Genomic DNA, 15,928 nt, shown 5'->3' on the forward strand with positions numbered 1-15,928 from the left:
GCGGCTATCTTTCGGCGGACACGACCCAGCAGGAATGAACGGTCCCGGTCGTCGCCGCTGCGACGGTCGGGATCGTTTCAACGAAGGCCCGCGTGGTCGCCTCCGACGCCGGATACTCAACCACCCGCCAGCCCACGATGCCGAAGTCCTCGTCCAACGCCTGGACAGCGCACGCGAACGCAACTCCGGCGGGTGGGGTGGCCTGAAAGGACACGGTCAGGGTCCGTGCATCGACCACCTCGAAGCCCGTCTCGTCGAATCCGACTTCGTCGAGTGAGTTGGAAATGGTCAGCCACGAAAGAGCGATTACGGAAAATACCGCCGCGCCCGCGACAACGGTCCAGAATACGCGGCGGCGGACGGGGCGCCGAGAACGACCGTAGCGCTCGTCGAGCTCCTTCTTCGTCGTCATGGGGGGTCTCCTTGGACGGTCAGCCGCGAGCGGGAGCGTCCCGATTCGCGAGTTCAGCGAGGTGGGCGTTGTAGGCCTCGAGCTCGGCGTCGTTCGTCCGGTCGGCGTGGCGGTCGCGCCGCTTCTGATCGCGCGCGTCCGTGCGGCTCCACTGGATGGCGACGGTAATGGCGAGGATCAGGGTCGGGATCTCGCCGATCGACCACGCGACACCACCCCCGAGGTACTGGTCCTCGAGCGGCGACAGCCCCCACGTGCGCCCCATCGAGCCGAACCACTCCGCGACCATGAGCCCGGACTGCATCATGAGCGCGATGCCGAAGAAGGCGTGCATGGCCATGATGCCGATGAGGAGCAACAGGCGGCCCGGGTAGGGCAGCCGGTAGGGCATGGGGTCGACGCCGATCAGCGTCAACGCGAAGAGATAGCCGGTGAACAGGAAGTGCGCCACCATCAACTCGTGCCCCAGGTGGTCGTAGAGCGACCAGCGGAAGAGATCGGTGTAGTAGAAGACCCACAGCGACCCGATGAACAGCCCTGCGGCGACGAAGGGGTTGGTGAGCACGCGCGCCACCGGCGAGTGCACCGCCCAGAGGATCCATTCGCGTCCGCCCCGCGTGCCGTCGTCGCGTTTGCGGATCGCGCGTGCGGCGAGCGTGACGGGCGCGCCCGCCACGAGTAGCACGGGGATCGCCATCGTCAGCAGCATGTGACCGACCATGTGGATGCTGAAGAGGTAGTCCTGGTACACGTTGATCACGCCGCCGGTGACCCACACGAGCAGCAGAAGGCCGGCGACCCACATGATCGTGCGGTAGATCGGCCACCGGTCGCCGCGGCGGCGCAGGCGCCACACGCCGACGAGGTAGAAGAACACGCCGAACCCGGCGGCGACGGCCCACAGCAGGTCGATGTTCCACGCGGTGAGCCAGCGATCAGGCGTCAACTCCGGAGGCAGCGGCGCACCGGTGAGCCGTTCGGCTGGCGAGGGGACCTCGGGAGGCGCGGCCGGGTTGGGCGGCGGGGTGCGGGCTAGCGCCGCGGCGGCGCCGCTTGCGACGCCCATCAACGCGAGCTCGAACACGACCAGAGTCCAAAACGGGCGAGATGCGGCGTCAGTGCGGCGCATGCCAACGATTAAACGCGTGCGGTACCACGCGCCGAACAGCCCGAGCCCGATGAGCGCGACGACCTTGACCGTCAAGATCGCCCCGTAGGGAGACAGCAGGTCCGACCACTCCTGCAGGCCGATGGCTGCGCGTACTGTGCCGGAGACGGCTACGAGCACGAACGCTGCCAGGGCAATGCTCGAGTATCGGGCGATCACATCGGGAACGCGGGGACGCTCGAGGACCGGACGGACGATGACGAGCAGGAGCAGACCGCCCAGCCACACCGCAGCAGCGATGATGTGCAGGATCAGGGCCATCATCGCCTCGTGATGAAGAGCGTCATCACCCGAGTGCCCCTGCGTCCCCATCGGCACGAGCGACGCCACCGCCAGCAGGGCGACCAGAAGCGTTCCGACCCAGGACCGCACCGCGAAGATCAGCACAGTGAGTGCAGCGCCCGCGACAGTGGTAATCAGCCACGTCCTGCCGACTTCCAGTTCCACGAGGAACTGTCCGAGTTGGGCACCGAACTGCGGTCCGACGTCGATCGCAGGGTTGAACACGCTGAGGAACGTGAGGAACGCGGTCGCGCCCGCCGCAACGGTGAACACGGCGGCGGAGATCGAAGCGGCATCGAGGGCGACGTCGAACTCGCGCTCTCCGGACCGGAGTGCGAACAGCGCCGTCACGAGAACGCCGACCATTCCGGCGGCGGCAAGGTTCACCAGCAGCTTCGCGACCGGAAGCCCCCATCGCACGAACGGACCGGCATCGCCGAGCGGAAGCGGCGCCGCGCCGCCACCGAGTGCTAGTGCGCCGACCAGGGAGACGAGTGCCGCTCCAACGAGGATCATCGGCCCCGCAACCCGCAGCGTGCGGTGATTCACCTCATTGCTGCGCGGCATCACGTCGGCGCGGCGTGTACCGGGTTGCCCGCCACCCACGAGTCTTCGATGCTCTTTCGGCGTTGTCGTCAAGGTTGTTCTTCCGTTCTGGGCCATACGGGGTCACGCGGATCGTTGCACCAGCCGCAGGCGAGTGGACTCGGGTGCTATTCGCAGCCCATTCGCGCCTGGATGGACTTCATTGCGCTGATCTCGGCTGTTTGTCCCTTCTCGATGCTCTCTGCGACAGCCAAGGCACGCGGATCCGAGCCGAGTTCGGAGAGTGCCGCTGCCATCGGCATGGCGCCTTCGTGGTGACGAATCAGCAGCTCGAGAAATAGACAGTCGGCTTGCGGCCCGGTCGCACCCTTGAGGGCGGCGATCTCGTCAGCTGACGCCATGCCCATTTCGATGCGTGCCTGTTCCTCCGTCATGGCTGCACCATCGGACATCGTGTGGCCGCTGCCGCTTGGAGAGGCATCCATCCATTGCATCATCGGACCACCGGACTGCGGCAGGCCCCACTGCACGAGCCAGTCGTACATCTCGCCGCGCTGGCCAGCCTGCCCGGTGGCGACGTCATACGCGAGGATCCTCAGTTCGTCATCGGTCGTCTTGCGGTAGATCTCCATGGCCATTTCTATGGCCTGCGCGTGATGCACCTGCATGTCGCGTGAGAAGCCCGCCTCGGGAGAGTCGGTACCCGGCGTGGCCGCGCCTTGCGATCCGAAGGTCGAAAAGCGTCCCACAGCGAAGGTCAGCGCGCCGACCGCAATGAGGATGAGAAGGACGACTCCCCACCGCCGCCACCGCCGGGGTGCGGACGCGTCGATGTCTTCGATGTGGTTCATTGCTTTCCCGGTGCGTCGTACGCCCCGGTGCAGGCGGCGTTCGGCTCGGGGGCGTTCTGGCTGCGCCAGTACTCTTCGAAGAAGGCGCCAATACGCTCGTCGTCCGCCGAGTCGACCTTCAGCTGCTGGTTCCAGTTGGACAGCACTACCGGCGCATCCAGCCCCTCATATGGGGAGAGCACGACATAGGTGGAGGGCAGATGGCTCTTCAGCGCTGCGAGCTCCTCGCCCGCCACCTCGTCGGGGTCGTAGGTCACCCACACGGCGCTGTGCTCCATGGAGTGGACAGCGTTCTCGTTCGGAACCGGTTGGTCATAGATGCCGCAGTTCAACCAGACAGCATTGTGTGGACCGCCCGCCGGAGGGCTCTGCTCGTACTCGACAACACCCTCGACGTGCTCAGCCGTGTTCTCGAAGGTTTCGACGCCTTCGATCGTCGCCCCCTCGCTTCCCGCCTCGTACTGTCTTGGCGGCGACGGGGCGAGCACAACGGAGGCGACAACGAGGCCGATGATCACAACCGCTGACGTGGATCCGACGACCCACCAAACCAGCTTGCTGCGACGGCGTTTGGCGATCTGCTTCTGGTACTCGGCCAGTTTCGCTTGGCGCTTCTGCTCGCGCTGTTGCTTGACGGTCAGCTGGCCCTGCTGGGGTCGGTTGGCCGGATTCGAGTCGTTCGGGGTCATGCTTGCGCTTTCGTTCGGGGGGTCGGGCGGAATAGGGAGGAGGACTCAGTTGAGGCCGGAGTATGCGTGCAATCCCTTGAAGAACATGTTCACGATGGTGAAGTTGAACAGCACGGTGAGGAAGCCGATGATGCACAGCCAAGCGGAGCGGGTGCCGCGCCAGCCTCTGGTCGCGCGGGCATGGATGTACCCCGCGTAGAGCACCCAGATGACGAAGGTCCACACTTCCTTGGTGTCGAAGCCCCAGTAACGTCCCCAGGAGTCGTTGGCCCAGATCGCGCCGGCGATCAGGGTGAAGGTCCAGAACACGAAACCCACGATCACGAACCGGTACGCGAGGGCCTCGAGGGTGTCCGCGGCCGGTAGCGTCGCCAGGAAACGGGGGGCACGGGCACGAGCCGAGGTTGCGTGGTCGCGCCGTTCCCGGCGGGTTTGCATGAGCTGAGTGACCGCGAGGCCGCAGGCGATCGCGAACAGGGCGGTGGCTAGCGAGGCGACGAAGACGTGGATTACCAGCCAGACGCTCTTGAGCGGGTCCATCAGCGGGACCACGTCGACGTAGAACGTGATGGTAGCCCCGCCCAGCAGCAGCACGATCATTCCGATCAGGAATGCGCCCAGGAAGCGGAGGTCGTAGCGGAGCAGCACCAGCAGGTAGACGGCGACGATCAGGACGGTGCCGGTGAGGGCGAACTCGTACATGTTCGCCCAGGGCACGCGCTCAGCTGCGACGCCGCGCAAGATGGTTCCGGCCAGGTGGAACAGGAACGCGAGGACCGTCAGTGACGTCCCGATCCGCGCCCACAGCAGCCGCGGTCGCTGCGCGGGCAGAATGCGAACGCTATCCACCTGACCACTCCGTGTGCCCTCGGTCTGGGGGCTCGCCGTTGCAGCGGCGCCGACCAGAGCCGGCTCCCGCCGCGGGGTGCTGGCAGGGACCGATCGTTGGGAAAGATCGACGGCGTACGCGATGAATGCGAACAGGTAGGTGGCGATCGCCGTCCACACCAGCAGCAGCGAGATGCCGTCGAGGGAGAGCACGTCAGTTCCGGTCATAGGAAGTCATCCACTTCGTCGTTGCGCTCAAGGAATCGGCGTGATCGCGCGACGATTTCGTCCACGACATGGTCAGCCCGCGTTCGCTTCCAGCCAGGCGAGAGAGTCGACGGCGGTGCCGTCTATGTACACCTCGAAGTGCAGGTGGTTCGCGGTGGAGCGTCCGGTGCTGCCGACGAGTCCAACCAGCTGCCCGGCTGCGACAACCTGGCCAGGTACGACCTGCCGGCTTCCGGTCCGCATGTGCGGGTAGACCGTGCTCACCCGCTGCCCGTTCAGGACGGACTCCAGGACAACGGTGACTCCGTAGCCGCCATAGCTGTCCTGCGAGATCCGCACGACACCGTCGAGCGACGCGTAGACGGGGGTTCCGCCAGCGGCAACCATGTCGGTGCCCATATGCGCGCCGCCTCGAGAACCGAACCTGTCCGTTACTGTGAACGGGCCGCCCACCGGCCACCGCACTGATCCGTTGCCTGGCGGCACAATGCTGTAGTCGAACGGCACCGAGGCGACCATTGCAGAGGCCCGCGCACGCTCTGCGGCTGCTTCTGCCGCCTTCTTCTGGTCGATCTCCGCCTGAGTCGTGGCCGCGTAACTCTCCCGTGTGAGTTGTGTCTCGACTGAGTCGGAGGCGACGACCAAGGATTGGGCGTTATCGGACGCGACTTGCTGCAGCGTCGAGACCTCGACGTCCGCGGGCTGCCAGGCAGCATATCCGGGGAGCGCGAAGGCCGTGACCAGGCCTGCGACCGCCGCGAGAGCGGCCAGGGACCGGACCGGCCGTAGCACGATGCTCTTGCGGCGGGCGAGCGCCTCCGCCGGCACCCTGCGCACGGGGTCCGTGGTCATGCTGGTGGGTCGCAGGTGTCGGGCGCGGCGGAGGCTGCGGCGCGTGGGGGGCGTCGGAGCCTGGGCGCCGTCTCGCTGGGTAATCGGTTCAGTCACTAATTCCTCCTTCGGTTCGGGGTCAGATGGAGACGCCGCGGGCGGCGAGGAAGTGCACCGGGTTGACCGGCGCATTGTTGACGTAGGCCTCAAAATGCAGGTTGCAGCCGAACGCGTTGCCGGTATTGCCTTCGCTGCCGATCAGGTCGCCCGCGTTCACTCGTTGGCCATATCGCACGTGGAACCCGCCGTTACGAATGTGCGCGTATCCGGTGCCGATTCCGCCACCATGGTCGATCTTGATGTAGTTTCCATAGCCGCCGTTGTAGCCGGCGTAGACGACGGTGCCCGCTGCGGCGGCGTAGATCCCTGAGTTGCAGCCGCCGCTCAGATCGACGCCGTAGTGATAGCTGGTTGAGCAGTACCCGTTGCCGCACTGCGAGCTGCGCGGCCCGAACCCGGACGTGCGCCGCCCGGATGTCGGCCGCGCCCATCCGGAAGCGACCACACCTCCACCTCCGCCCGATGCCGCGAGCCGTTCCGCTTCGGCGCGCTGTGCCGCTCGCCGCCGCTCCTCGGCGATACGGGCGGCTTCCACCCCGGCCTGATAATCGGCGATAGTCTTCGCCGTCGTGTCCTCGAGGGCAGCCAGTTGTGCTCGCAATTCGTCAAGGTGAAGTGTCTGAGCGTCCAGCGCGGCCTGCGCCGCTTCGGCGGCTCGCTGCGACTCGATCATCTTCTGCTCGGCGGTCTGCTTCAGCCGGTCGCGCTCCTCACGGGCCACCACGGCTTGATCGGTGAGGCTTTGCGCCGCATCGCGAGCAGTGAGTGCCGCAGCGTAGACCACCTGGTTCCGTTCGAGGAGCTTGTCCATCACGCCCAGCCGGGAAAGCAGGTCGTCCGCTGTATCCGCCGACCCTGCGAAGAACAGCTCGAGGGTGGTCTTGTCGCCTCCATCGCGGTACAGCTGCGCGGCGACCCGTCCGGCTTCGTTCGCCGCGTCAGTCGCATTCGCTGCTTGTTCATCGGCCTGGGCCTGCAACGCGTCCGCGCGGATGGACGCGTCGAAGTACTCCTGCTGGGCGGTGTAGAACGCGTCGGCCGCCTGCTCTGCGGCGGCTCGGGTGCTCGCCACCTGCCCGGTGAGGCTCTGGATGAGGCCCTGGATGCGTTGCACCTCGGCGGCCTTGGTCGCCTGGTTGGCCTTCGCAGCCTGCACGTCCTCCCACGACGGATAGGTCGCCGCGAATGCGGCCGGCAGCATTGGGCCGCCGACCACAACCGCTACCAGGCTCGTTGTCCCCGCCGTCAGCAGAGTGCGTCGACTCACCCCGTATCCGAAGGTCCTGCTCTCGGCGGGCGTCGGCGCGCATCCGCGTTCCTCAGCCAGTGGCTCACCGACAACCGGCACATTGCTTTCCGCCACCTGCGTTCCCACCGCCGGGGCAAGGCGACCCCTGACAGACCTCCACCTTGAGGTTTTCACGAACGTCTCCCCCGATCAATCAAGCAATCTGTGAGGCCAGCACGAGTGCGGGCACCGTGTGAAAAACCCGCAGCAGCGAGACCACCGACTGCTGTGAGGACGATGAGACCGGTGAGCCAGGGTCCCAGGATCACGGCGGGTGTGAGGCCTGTCCGCAGGGGGACTGTGCTGATCGACGCGTCAGCGGTGTCGACACCGATGCTGTCGACGGTGGTGCCGTCCGGGGCGATGACCTGGCTGGTGCCTACCGTGGAGACGTTGACGACCGCGCGGCCGGTTTCGATGGCGCGCATCCGGGCGAACGCGAGCTGCTGCAGGTTCTCATCGGTTCCACGGAAGTCGGCGTTGTTGGTCTGGAATACGAACACTTCTGCGCCGACGCGGGCGGCGTCCCAGATCACGGCGTCGTAGATCACGTCGAAGCAGATCGCCAACCCCACCCCGACGTCCCCGACCTGCACGATGGGCGGGTTGGTGCCCGGGGTGTACTCGCGTTGGATCAGTCCGACCAGGTCGGGGACGATCAGCTCGTAGAACCACCGGTCCGGCACGTACTCCCCGAACGGGACCGGGTTGACCTTGTCGTGCCACTGCCGGCCCGTGGGATCCGCGGTCCACAACAGGGACGTGTTGAACACATCGGCGCCGCGGATGGTGGCGGCGTTCATCAGCAACGGCGCCCCGGCCGAGCGCACGACCCGGTCCAACGCCTCGGCGGCGGCGGGATCACTGAGCGGGTCGGCGTCGACGCCGCCCTCCGGCCAGGCCAGCAGATCCATCGGCTGCCCGTACAGCGGCACCGTGGCGGCGGTCTGCGCGGCAAGGACATCGCCGGGCGCCTTGTCGTCGAAGTACCCGGTGGGGCCGTTGCCCTGCACCCATCCCACGCGGAACTCCCCGGCCGGCGCGGTGGGGAACTGCGGCGCTATCACCAGGAGAGCGGCGACGCTCACAGCAGGATGCAGCCCGAGCATGAAGCGGATGCCGCCGGCGCGGATCCACTGCACCACAGAGGCGCACAGAATGACGATCAGCAGGGACAGGCCGGTCACGCTCGTCCACGACACGGCCTCCGCGAGCGGGCCGCCCACCTGGGTCATCCCGAGGCGCGCCCACGGGAACCCGGAGTACGGCCACGCACCCATCACCACCTCACGGGCCGTCCACAGAACCCCGATCAGCGGCGGTACCGCGAGCAGCTGCACGAGGCCGCGGGCCGGATAGCGGGCGGTCCACCGGTAGGCGAGCGCGATCGGCACCGCGCCCGCGCCGAACAGGACCGCTTCCAGCCCGGCGAGGGCAAGCCACGGCACCGGGCCGAGGAACTCCCCCACCCACACCAGATGGGTCGTGTAGAACACGGCGCCGAACACAGTGCCGACCAGCAGCGCCCCGCCGATGCTGCGGCCGATCAGGGCCACCAGGGCGACCGTGACACTCACGAACGTCAACGGCCACCACCCCACCGGTGCGGAGGCGAGATCCAGCAGCAGGCCGGCGGCCGCGGATGCCAGCACCGCCGCCCACACCGGCAGCGACCATGCCGCCACGGTGCGGCGCGGCGTCTCCTGCTCCGGCGCGGCGGCCGGGGCGGGTGTCGGCAAAGGCGTGCGCATCGGTCAGGTGTCTTTCTGGTGGAGTCGGGTGAGGTAGTCGTTGTACGCGTCGAGCTCAGGGTCGCCGTGCGCGTCAGCGCGACGGTCGGCGGCGACCGCTTGGGCGGTGTCGTCGCGGAACCAGCGGTGCATGACGTAGATGAGCATCAGCAAGGTGGGGGCCTCGCCGTAGGACCAGGCCAGCCCGCCGGCGAGGCGCTGGTCTTCGATCGGGTCGATGCCCAGCGCGCTCGTCGGACCGGCGAACCCGTCGATGAGGGTAGTGGTGGCCATCATCAGGAAGACGCCGAAGAAGGCGTGCAGGGCGGCCTCGGCGAACACGTCCAGGGCGCGGCCGCCGTGGCTCATCCGCACCGGCAGCGGGTCCGACGACAGGATCGGGATGGTGAACAGCATCCCGGCGACCAGGAACCCGACCTCGAGGAGGGTATGGCCGGTGACGGTCGCAAGGATCGGATCGGCGAAGTTCGCCAGGTAGAGGCCGTAAAACGCGAACAGATACAGCGGCACCGCCAGCCACGGGCTGAGCAGCCACCGTCCCGTCCGGCTGCGCAGCCCGGCATGTGCGACGCGGAGTAGTAGGAGGCCGGGGCCGTGGTGTGGGGTGGCGCGCAGCAGCAAGGTGCCGGGGGAGCCGAGGACCAGCAGCGGAGGGATCGCCATCATCAGGGTGAGCTGCTGGAACATGAACACCGAGAACAGGGCGTACCCGAAGTTCTCCACGGCCAGACCGGTGACGGCCGCGAGGGCGACGCATCCGAGTAGGAAACTGCTCGTCCGCCAGATCGGCCATCGGCGGCCGCGCACCCACATGCGAATCGCGCCGGCCAGGTAAGCGACCGCGAGCAGCCCCGCCAGAATCGGCAGCAGCGGGGCCGGCAGCGGCGCCGGGGTGAGGAACCCGCCGAGAGTCGGCGGGGCGTCCGGGATCCACACGCTCACGGGGTGCCTTTCACCGGTGGCTCGACGCCGAGGGCCTGCGCGTGGCGGGTGGCGAGTTCGTCGACGGCGCGCGCCAGTGTGGGGTCTTCGCCCCGGGCGAGGCCGGCGTATTCGACGTGCACACCATCCGGGGTGGTGCGGGCTTTCACCCAGAGCCGGCGGCGGGGCACGAACAGGCCGGCGAACAGGCCGAGGGTGGCGAGCACGGAAAACGCGAGCACCCAGCCGCTGCTGGGGTCGCGTTGGATCTGCAGCGACGCGAACCGCTTCACCGGTTCCTCCGCCGTAACCTCCTCCCACGTAATCGTGCCCCACCCGTTCGGCAGGTCGACAGTGGCGCCCGGGGTGAGCTCAAGGGAGTCGGCGGCGGTGTCGCCGCCGGTGTGCTGGGTGAGCCCGTCGACCTCGAGCGTGTACACCGACCTCGGAGTGCCGTCGTCGATGCCGAGATCCCCGCTGAACACGTTGAGAGTCAGCACCGGATTGACCACGTCCGGGTAGACGGAGGTGAACGCGCCGGAGGGCAACACCCCCTGGGTGGGGTAGAAGAACCCGACCAGCCCGACCTGTTCGGGCAGCCCGTCCGGGATCTTGATGATCCCCAGCGAGGTCATGTTGGAGTCCTGCGGCAGGAACGGCTGCGACTCGCTGTACACCACCTCGCCGGCGGCGTCGCGGATCGTGAGGGTGGGGGCGTAGCCGTTGCCGAGCAGGTAGATGCGATCGCCGTCGACGGTGATCGGGTAGTTCACGATCACGCTCTGCGCCCGATCGTCCTGCCCGGGTTGGCGGATGGTGATGTCGGCGGAGAAGTCTCCGGCCTGGCCTGCGCCGGGGGTGCCGGGCAGCCGGTAGGAGACCTGGAAGTCGTCGAGGGTGAGCGAGTAGGGGGCAAGGCCCGTGCCGTCGACGAAACGGCCGGGGTTGAACGAGGAGTAGTCGCTGAGCGCGTTCACGAACGTGGTGCCCTCCACCACCACCCGCTGCCCGGTATACGCGAACGACCCGCCGATCGCGACCGAGACCAGCACGCCGACGAGGGCGACGTGGAAGATCAGGTTGCCGGTCTCGCGCAGGTAGCCGCGCTCGGCCGACACCGACGCGGCTCCGCGGGCGTCGTATCGCTCCACCCGGTATCCGGCCTTGCGCAGCTGCTCTGCCGCGACGTCGATCGCGTGCGCGGCCGGGTCGGTCCTCCCTTCCTCTCTCGGCAAGGTCAGTTCCCGGTACTCCGAGAGCCGCGACAGCCGGGCCGGGGTGCGAGGGGGGCGGGAGCGGAGCGCCTTGTAGTGGTGCTTGGCGCGCGGGATCACGCAGCCGATCAGGGAGGTGAACAGCAGCAGATAGATCGCGGAGAACCACGGCGACAGGTACACGTCGAACAGGCCGACCGCATCGGCGAGGGGGAACACGTCGGGGTTGTCCCGCTCCCACTGGATGACACCGTTGGGGTCGGCGCTGCGCTGCGGGAACAGGGACCCGGGGACGGCGGCGATCGCGAGGAACAGCAGCAGCACCAGCGCGGTGCGCATGCTGGTCAGCTGCCGCCATGCCCACCGCAACCACCCGGTGATGCCCAGCGCCGGCTGGGTGATCTCCGTCGCGGATTCGCTGTCGGCGTGGTCGCCGGGGCGTAGCGGGTCGGCGGTGACGTCGATGCCGGTGTCAGAGCGGGAGGGGGACATTGATCACCACCTGTTGCAGCTGCGACATCAGCGCCGTCCACAGCCCGGTCACCATCAGCAGGCCGAGGGCGATGAGCATGGCCCCGCCGATGATGTTCAGGGCGCGGATGTGGCGGCGCAGGAACGTCACCGATCGGGACGCCCACCCCCATCCGGCCGCGAGGATCAGGAACGGGATGCCCAGGCCCAGCGAGTACGCGAGCCCGAGCAGGCCCGCGCGGGCGGGGTCACCGAGGTTCCACGACATAGAGATGATCGCTGCGAGCGTCGGGCCGATACAGGGGGTCCAGCCGACGCCGAGCGCGAACCCGAGAAGCGGCGCCCCGATCAGCCCGGTCCTACCCTGGGCGCGAGGGCGGAGGGTGCGCTGGGCAATGCCGAAGAAGCCGAGGAACACCAGGCCGAGGGCGATGATGACGACCCCGAAGACGCGAGTGAGCACATTGGCGTATTGCAGCAGCAGGTACCCGAAGGTGCCGCCGAGGATCGTGACGGCGACGAACACCACGGTGAACCCGGCGATGAACAATGTCACGCCCAGCAGCAGCCGCGCGCGCTCCGCCGTCACCGTGCGCCCCCCGTCCACCGTGGGGGCCGCGGTCGTCGTGGTGGTGCTGCCGAGGTAGCCGAGGTAGCCGGGCACCAACGGCAGCACGCACGGGGACACGAACGAGACCAGCCCGGCGAGAATCGCGACCGGGATCGCGACCCACAGGGCACCGTCGACGATCACCTGGCCCGGGTTCACGAGCTGTCCTCGGCGAGGGTATCGGCGACCAGGGTGGACAGAATCGACGCGCTGGCCAGCTGCCCGATGATCCGCGCCGCGACCCGCCCCTCCCGGTCGATGACCAGAGTGGTGGGGGTGGCCTGGATCGGGGTGACCTGCGCGAACGCGAGCTTGACCCGTCCGTCGTTCACGTCGATCACGCTCGGGTAGGTGACGTTGTTGTCTCTCGCGAACGATAGTGCGGTGGCGGGCTGGTCGTAGGTGTTCACCCCGAGGAAAGCGACGCCCTGATCCTGGTACTCCTGCCAGACCTCCTCGAGCAGGGGCGCTTCGACGATGCACGGCCCGCACGCGGCGTACCAGAAGTTCACCACCAGCACCCCGCCGCGGTAATCGTCACTGGACACCGTCTCGCCGGTCTCGGTGACCCCCTCGAACACCACCGGCTCCCCGCGGTCGGGATCCGGAATCTCGACGACCTGGAAGTCGCCAGCGATGTAGCCCTTCTCGTTCCCGTCCCGGTACTGCTGCGCAAGCGAATCGCTGGACGTGCACCCGGCCAGCAGCAGCGCCGCGACCAGCGTCACAGCGACAAGGACGCGGCGCCGGATCATGCGCGCTTGACCTTGATCAGGGCGCCGGCGACCAGGAACACGACCGCCGCGACCGGCTGCGCCGCAGTCCACACCGGGCCGGAAAACGGGAACGGGAACACCGGGTTCCAGATCACCACGATCACCGCAAACACCGGCAGCCACCACCACTGCCGCGCCTGGATCGCGAACCACCCCACGATGACCGCGAAGATCGCCGCGACAAACAGCACCACCGTGAACCAGTCCCCACCCATCAGCACCGGCGCGAGGAACAACACCGCCGCCGCGAGCAGCCCCGGCGCAAACGCATTGCGCTGGTACACGGACGGAGTCCGCTGCTTCGCCATCATGACCCGCTCCCTACGGAGCCCGTCGCAGGCGACGCACCGGTTGCCGCGCTCGCGCGGGCGCGGCGGTGACGGACCCACAGGCTCAGGCCGAGGACGATGACGCCGGCGCCGAGGGCGACGTCGGCGAGGTTGCCGATGAACAGGTTCCCGTAGGCGAGGAAGTCGGTGACGTGCCCGACCCCGAACCCAGGGGGGGAGAACAGCCGGTCGATCAGGTTCCCGATCGCGCCTCCCAGGATCAGGCCGATCCCCATCGCCCACCATCCGGTCCGCGCCCGCGCGGCGGCCACAACCAGCAACACCACGGCACCGACCCCGAGGAGAGTGAGCAGCCCGGTGACCCCGGCTCCGAGAGAGAGGATCGCGCCGGGGTTGAACGCGAGCTGCAGCCCGAGCAGATCCCCCAGCAGCGGGATCCGCTCCTCCTGACTCAACCCTCCCAGTGCGGCCGCCTTCGTCGCCTGGTCGACCAGGACCACCACAGCGGCGGCCAGGCACGCGACCGCGAACCGCCGGGTCTGCTCACGAACCATCAGCGGCTCCTCGTGCGTTCGCGGCGGTCGCTGATACCCCGGCCATCAGACCGGCTATCAGGAAGAGACCTTTGGTGTCAGAAGTCGAAGAGGTCACCGAGGAACCCTTCCTTCCGCCGACGCCCGGAGCGACCGTGATGATCCCTGTCGCGGTCAGAACGGTGGTCGCCCTCCCGCGGATAGGGGGCGGTGCTGGTTTGCCGGCCGCCGCCGGCGAGGTCGGCGGCACGGTCGATGATCTTGTCGAGCTCGCCACGGTCCAGCCAGACGCCCCGGCACTGCGGGCAGTAGTCGATCTCTACCCCGGAGCGTTCCGTGATCAGCAGGGCGGTCCCGTCGACCGGACATTTCATGAGGGGTTCTCCTTCTGTTGCTGGTCGTCGGCGGGTCCACCATCCGCGGCGGCTGCGGCTGCGGCTGCTCGGTCGCGGCGACGACGCTCTCTGGCCACCATGAGCACGACCACCAGCGCGCCGCCCAGCACGATCACGCCGCTGGCGACAGTCAAGATCGGCAGAAGCTCCCCACCCCCGGAGGGCTCACCGTGACCGGGGTTCCCGGTGGTGTCGGTGGACGTCGGAGACGGGTCGGGTGTCTGCTCCTCGGTCGCTTCGGGGGTGGGGGCGCTGGTGGGGACGGTGATCGCTTCGACGGTGTACTGGTACTCGTTGCTGATCGGGTGCCCGTCGCTGGACACGACCCGCCACCGCACCGTGAACACCCCGGTCCGACCCGGCTGCACAGCCTGGGTGACCGTGGTCCCGTCGATGACCGGATCCCCCGATGCGATGTTCTGCCCGTCCGCGGCGACCACCTCGATAATCACCGCACTGAAATCGGTGAGGATCTCACCGCTGAACGTCAGCGAGATCTCCCCCGGGACCACGCTGACCGTGGATCCGGCTTCCGGAGACGAGGAGACGATCTCATCGTGCGCGGCTGCGGGCGCCGCGGTGGCGAACAGGAGCCCGGCGGCCAGCAGCAGCGCCGTCAGAGCGGGCAGGAGGAGGACGCGTCTCCATGAGCCGGATCGGTGCGGGTGTTCGTGGTCGGTGACCGTGGTCAAAGCGGTGGTCCTTTCAGGGCCGGTTGATGATGTGCTGGGCGATCGTCGTCGCGTCTTTCCACACCCCGGCGAGGGTGTCGGAGCCGCGGCCGCCGTACTGCGGCATCCCCGCCACGAACAGCCCGGGCAGCCCGGTCAGGGTGCGCCGCGGCCGGTCGACGCGGGCCGGCTCCGGGAGCCAATCGTCGCCGGGCGTGTAGCCGGTGGCGAGGATCACCGACCGGGGGGATGCCTGCGTGCCGTCAGCGAAGATCACCACGTCGCCGGTAGCGTCCTCCACCGCAGCTGCGATCGTGACCCCGACGCGGCGCAGCTGCTCATAGCTGTCGCCGAAGACCGGCTCGGGGCGACGCTCCCGCGAGAACAGCGGCACCCTCTCCCCCGCCGCGACGGGATAGCTCATCGCGGGGCGATGCTGCCGCCGGGTTCGCACGGACAGCGTCACGGTGTGCGACGCGGACAGTTCGCGGGCCAGCTGCACACCGCTGTTCCCGCCGCCCACGATGAGCACGTCGCCGACGGGGATCTGCTTCGGGTACAGGTACTCGCTGCTGTGCAGCACCACCCCGGGCACCGTCAGCAGAGAAGCCCACTCCGGAATCCGCGGGTGCGCGGCCGCGCCAGTCGCGCAGATCACGTTGCGGGTCTGCACCTCCCCTGCCGTCGTCGACAGCAGCAAAGTCGAACCGTTCCCGCGGTGCTCCACCCCGGTCGCCTGGATGCCCCAGACCGTCTCCACGCCCAGCCCGGCTTCCACGAAGGTGAGGTAGTCCGCCATCTCGTCCACTCGCGGATGCCGGCGCTGGTCACCCAGCAGCCGCCGCGGAGACAGCGCGCTATGCCGGGCGTCGCTGAGAAGCTCCATCGAATGCCACCGTGAGGACCAGGAACGCTGCCCCGTGCTGGCGGCGTCGATCACGACGAACTCGTGCTGCGGCCGCAGCCCTTCCGCGCTCAGAGCCGCGGCAACCGCGAGCCCGGACTGCCCGGCGCCGACGATGATCGCCCGCCGATGCGTCAAACCCGCCCTCA

At 68.2% G+C, this 15,928-nt stretch carries 17 protein-coding genes; all 17 read right to left on the reverse strand.

The features are described 5' to 3' along the window. Window positions 1-4: 4 nt before the first annotated feature. Entirely contained in the window at window positions 5-412 is a 408-nt protein-coding gene (locus ACFC1W_RS11900; RefSeq protein ID WP_375992661.1) for a DUF4307 domain-containing protein, read from the reverse strand. Between the two features lie 19 nt (window positions 413-431). Next, on the reverse strand, window positions 432-2,429 hold the full coding sequence (locus tag ACFC1W_RS11905) for a cytochrome c oxidase assembly protein (protein WP_375992664.1): 1,998 nt from the start codon (window positions 2,427-2,429) through the stop codon (window positions 432-434). 146 nt (window positions 2,430-2,575) lie between these two features. Further along, complete coding sequence (locus tag ACFC1W_RS11910) at window positions 2,576-3,259, reverse strand: DUF305 domain-containing protein (RefSeq protein ID WP_375992666.1); 684 nt, start codon at window positions 3,257-3,259, stop codon at window positions 2,576-2,578. Next, entirely contained in the window at window positions 3,256-3,948 is a 693-nt protein-coding gene (locus tag ACFC1W_RS11915) for a DUF3105 domain-containing protein (RefSeq protein WP_375992669.1), read from the reverse strand. The genes ACFC1W_RS11910 and ACFC1W_RS11915 overlap by 4 nt, the downstream gene beginning before the upstream one ends. Window positions 3,949-3,993: 45 nt before the next feature. Then, window positions 3,994-5,004 (reverse strand): c-type cytochrome biogenesis protein CcsB, encoded by a 1,011-nt coding sequence (gene ccsB, locus ACFC1W_RS11920; RefSeq protein ID WP_375992672.1) that lies wholly within the window; start codon window positions 5,002-5,004, stop codon window positions 3,994-3,996. A 72-nt stretch (window positions 5,005-5,076) separates the two neighbouring features. Next, window positions 5,077-5,856: a M23 family metallopeptidase gene (locus tag ACFC1W_RS11925; RefSeq protein ID WP_375992675.1), complete on the reverse strand. Its 780-nt coding sequence runs from the start codon at window positions 5,854-5,856 to the stop codon at window positions 5,077-5,079. Between the two features lie 118 nt (window positions 5,857-5,974). Continuing rightward, window positions 5,975-7,318, reverse strand: a complete 1,344-nt coding sequence (locus ACFC1W_RS11930) for a M23 family metallopeptidase (protein ID WP_375992678.1) — start codon at window positions 7,316-7,318, stop codon at window positions 5,975-5,977. Between the two features lie 56 nt (window positions 7,319-7,374). Next, complete coding sequence (gene lnt, locus ACFC1W_RS11935; protein WP_375992681.1) at window positions 7,375-8,994, reverse strand: apolipoprotein N-acyltransferase; 1,620 nt, start codon at window positions 8,992-8,994, stop codon at window positions 7,375-7,377. Window positions 8,995-8,997: 3 nt separating this feature from the next. Then, on the reverse strand, window positions 8,998-9,936 hold the full coding sequence (locus tag ACFC1W_RS11940; RefSeq protein ID WP_375992683.1) for a cytochrome c oxidase assembly protein: 939 nt from the start codon (window positions 9,934-9,936) through the stop codon (window positions 8,998-9,000). Continuing rightward, entirely contained in the window at window positions 9,933-11,621 is a 1,689-nt protein-coding gene (locus tag ACFC1W_RS11945; protein WP_375992686.1) for a cytochrome c biogenesis protein ResB, read from the reverse strand. Before ACFC1W_RS11945 ends, ACFC1W_RS11940 begins: the two co-directional genes overlap by 4 nt. Beyond that, entirely contained in the window at window positions 11,602-12,369 is a 768-nt protein-coding gene (locus ACFC1W_RS11950) for a cytochrome c biogenesis CcdA family protein (RefSeq protein ID WP_375992688.1), read from the reverse strand. The genes ACFC1W_RS11945 and ACFC1W_RS11950 overlap by 20 nt, the downstream gene beginning before the upstream one ends. Then, on the reverse strand, window positions 12,366-12,965 hold the full coding sequence (locus ACFC1W_RS11955) for a TlpA disulfide reductase family protein (RefSeq protein WP_060958836.1): 600 nt from the start codon (window positions 12,963-12,965) through the stop codon (window positions 12,366-12,368). The genes ACFC1W_RS11950 and ACFC1W_RS11955 overlap by 4 nt, the downstream gene beginning before the upstream one ends. Continuing rightward, window positions 12,962-13,297, reverse strand: coding sequence for a DUF6804 family protein (locus tag ACFC1W_RS11960; RefSeq protein WP_060958837.1), 336 nt, complete (start codon window positions 13,295-13,297; stop codon window positions 12,962-12,964). The genes ACFC1W_RS11955 and ACFC1W_RS11960 overlap by 4 nt, the downstream gene beginning before the upstream one ends. Next, window positions 13,294-13,830, reverse strand: coding sequence for a signal peptidase II (locus ACFC1W_RS11965; protein WP_375992692.1), 537 nt, complete (start codon window positions 13,828-13,830; stop codon window positions 13,294-13,296). Before ACFC1W_RS11965 ends, ACFC1W_RS11960 begins: the two co-directional genes overlap by 4 nt. 77 nt (window positions 13,831-13,907) lie before the next feature. Further along, window positions 13,908-14,183, reverse strand: coding sequence for a zf-TFIIB domain-containing protein (locus ACFC1W_RS11970; protein WP_045246902.1), 276 nt, complete (start codon window positions 14,181-14,183; stop codon window positions 13,908-13,910). Continuing rightward, complete coding sequence (locus tag ACFC1W_RS11975; protein WP_375992695.1) at window positions 14,180-14,896, reverse strand: copper resistance protein CopC; 717 nt, start codon at window positions 14,894-14,896, stop codon at window positions 14,180-14,182. Before ACFC1W_RS11975 ends, ACFC1W_RS11970 begins: the two co-directional genes overlap by 4 nt. Window positions 14,897-14,909: 13 nt before the next feature. Further along, window positions 14,910-15,917, reverse strand: coding sequence for a flavin-containing monooxygenase (locus ACFC1W_RS11980; protein ID WP_375992698.1), 1,008 nt, complete (start codon window positions 15,915-15,917; stop codon window positions 14,910-14,912). Window positions 15,918-15,928: the final 11 nt, after the last annotated feature.

Source organism: Microbacterium sp. NPDC056003, from assembly GCF_042274785.1.
Taxonomy (GTDB): domain Bacteria; phylum Actinomycetota; class Actinomycetes; order Actinomycetales; family Microbacteriaceae; genus Microbacterium.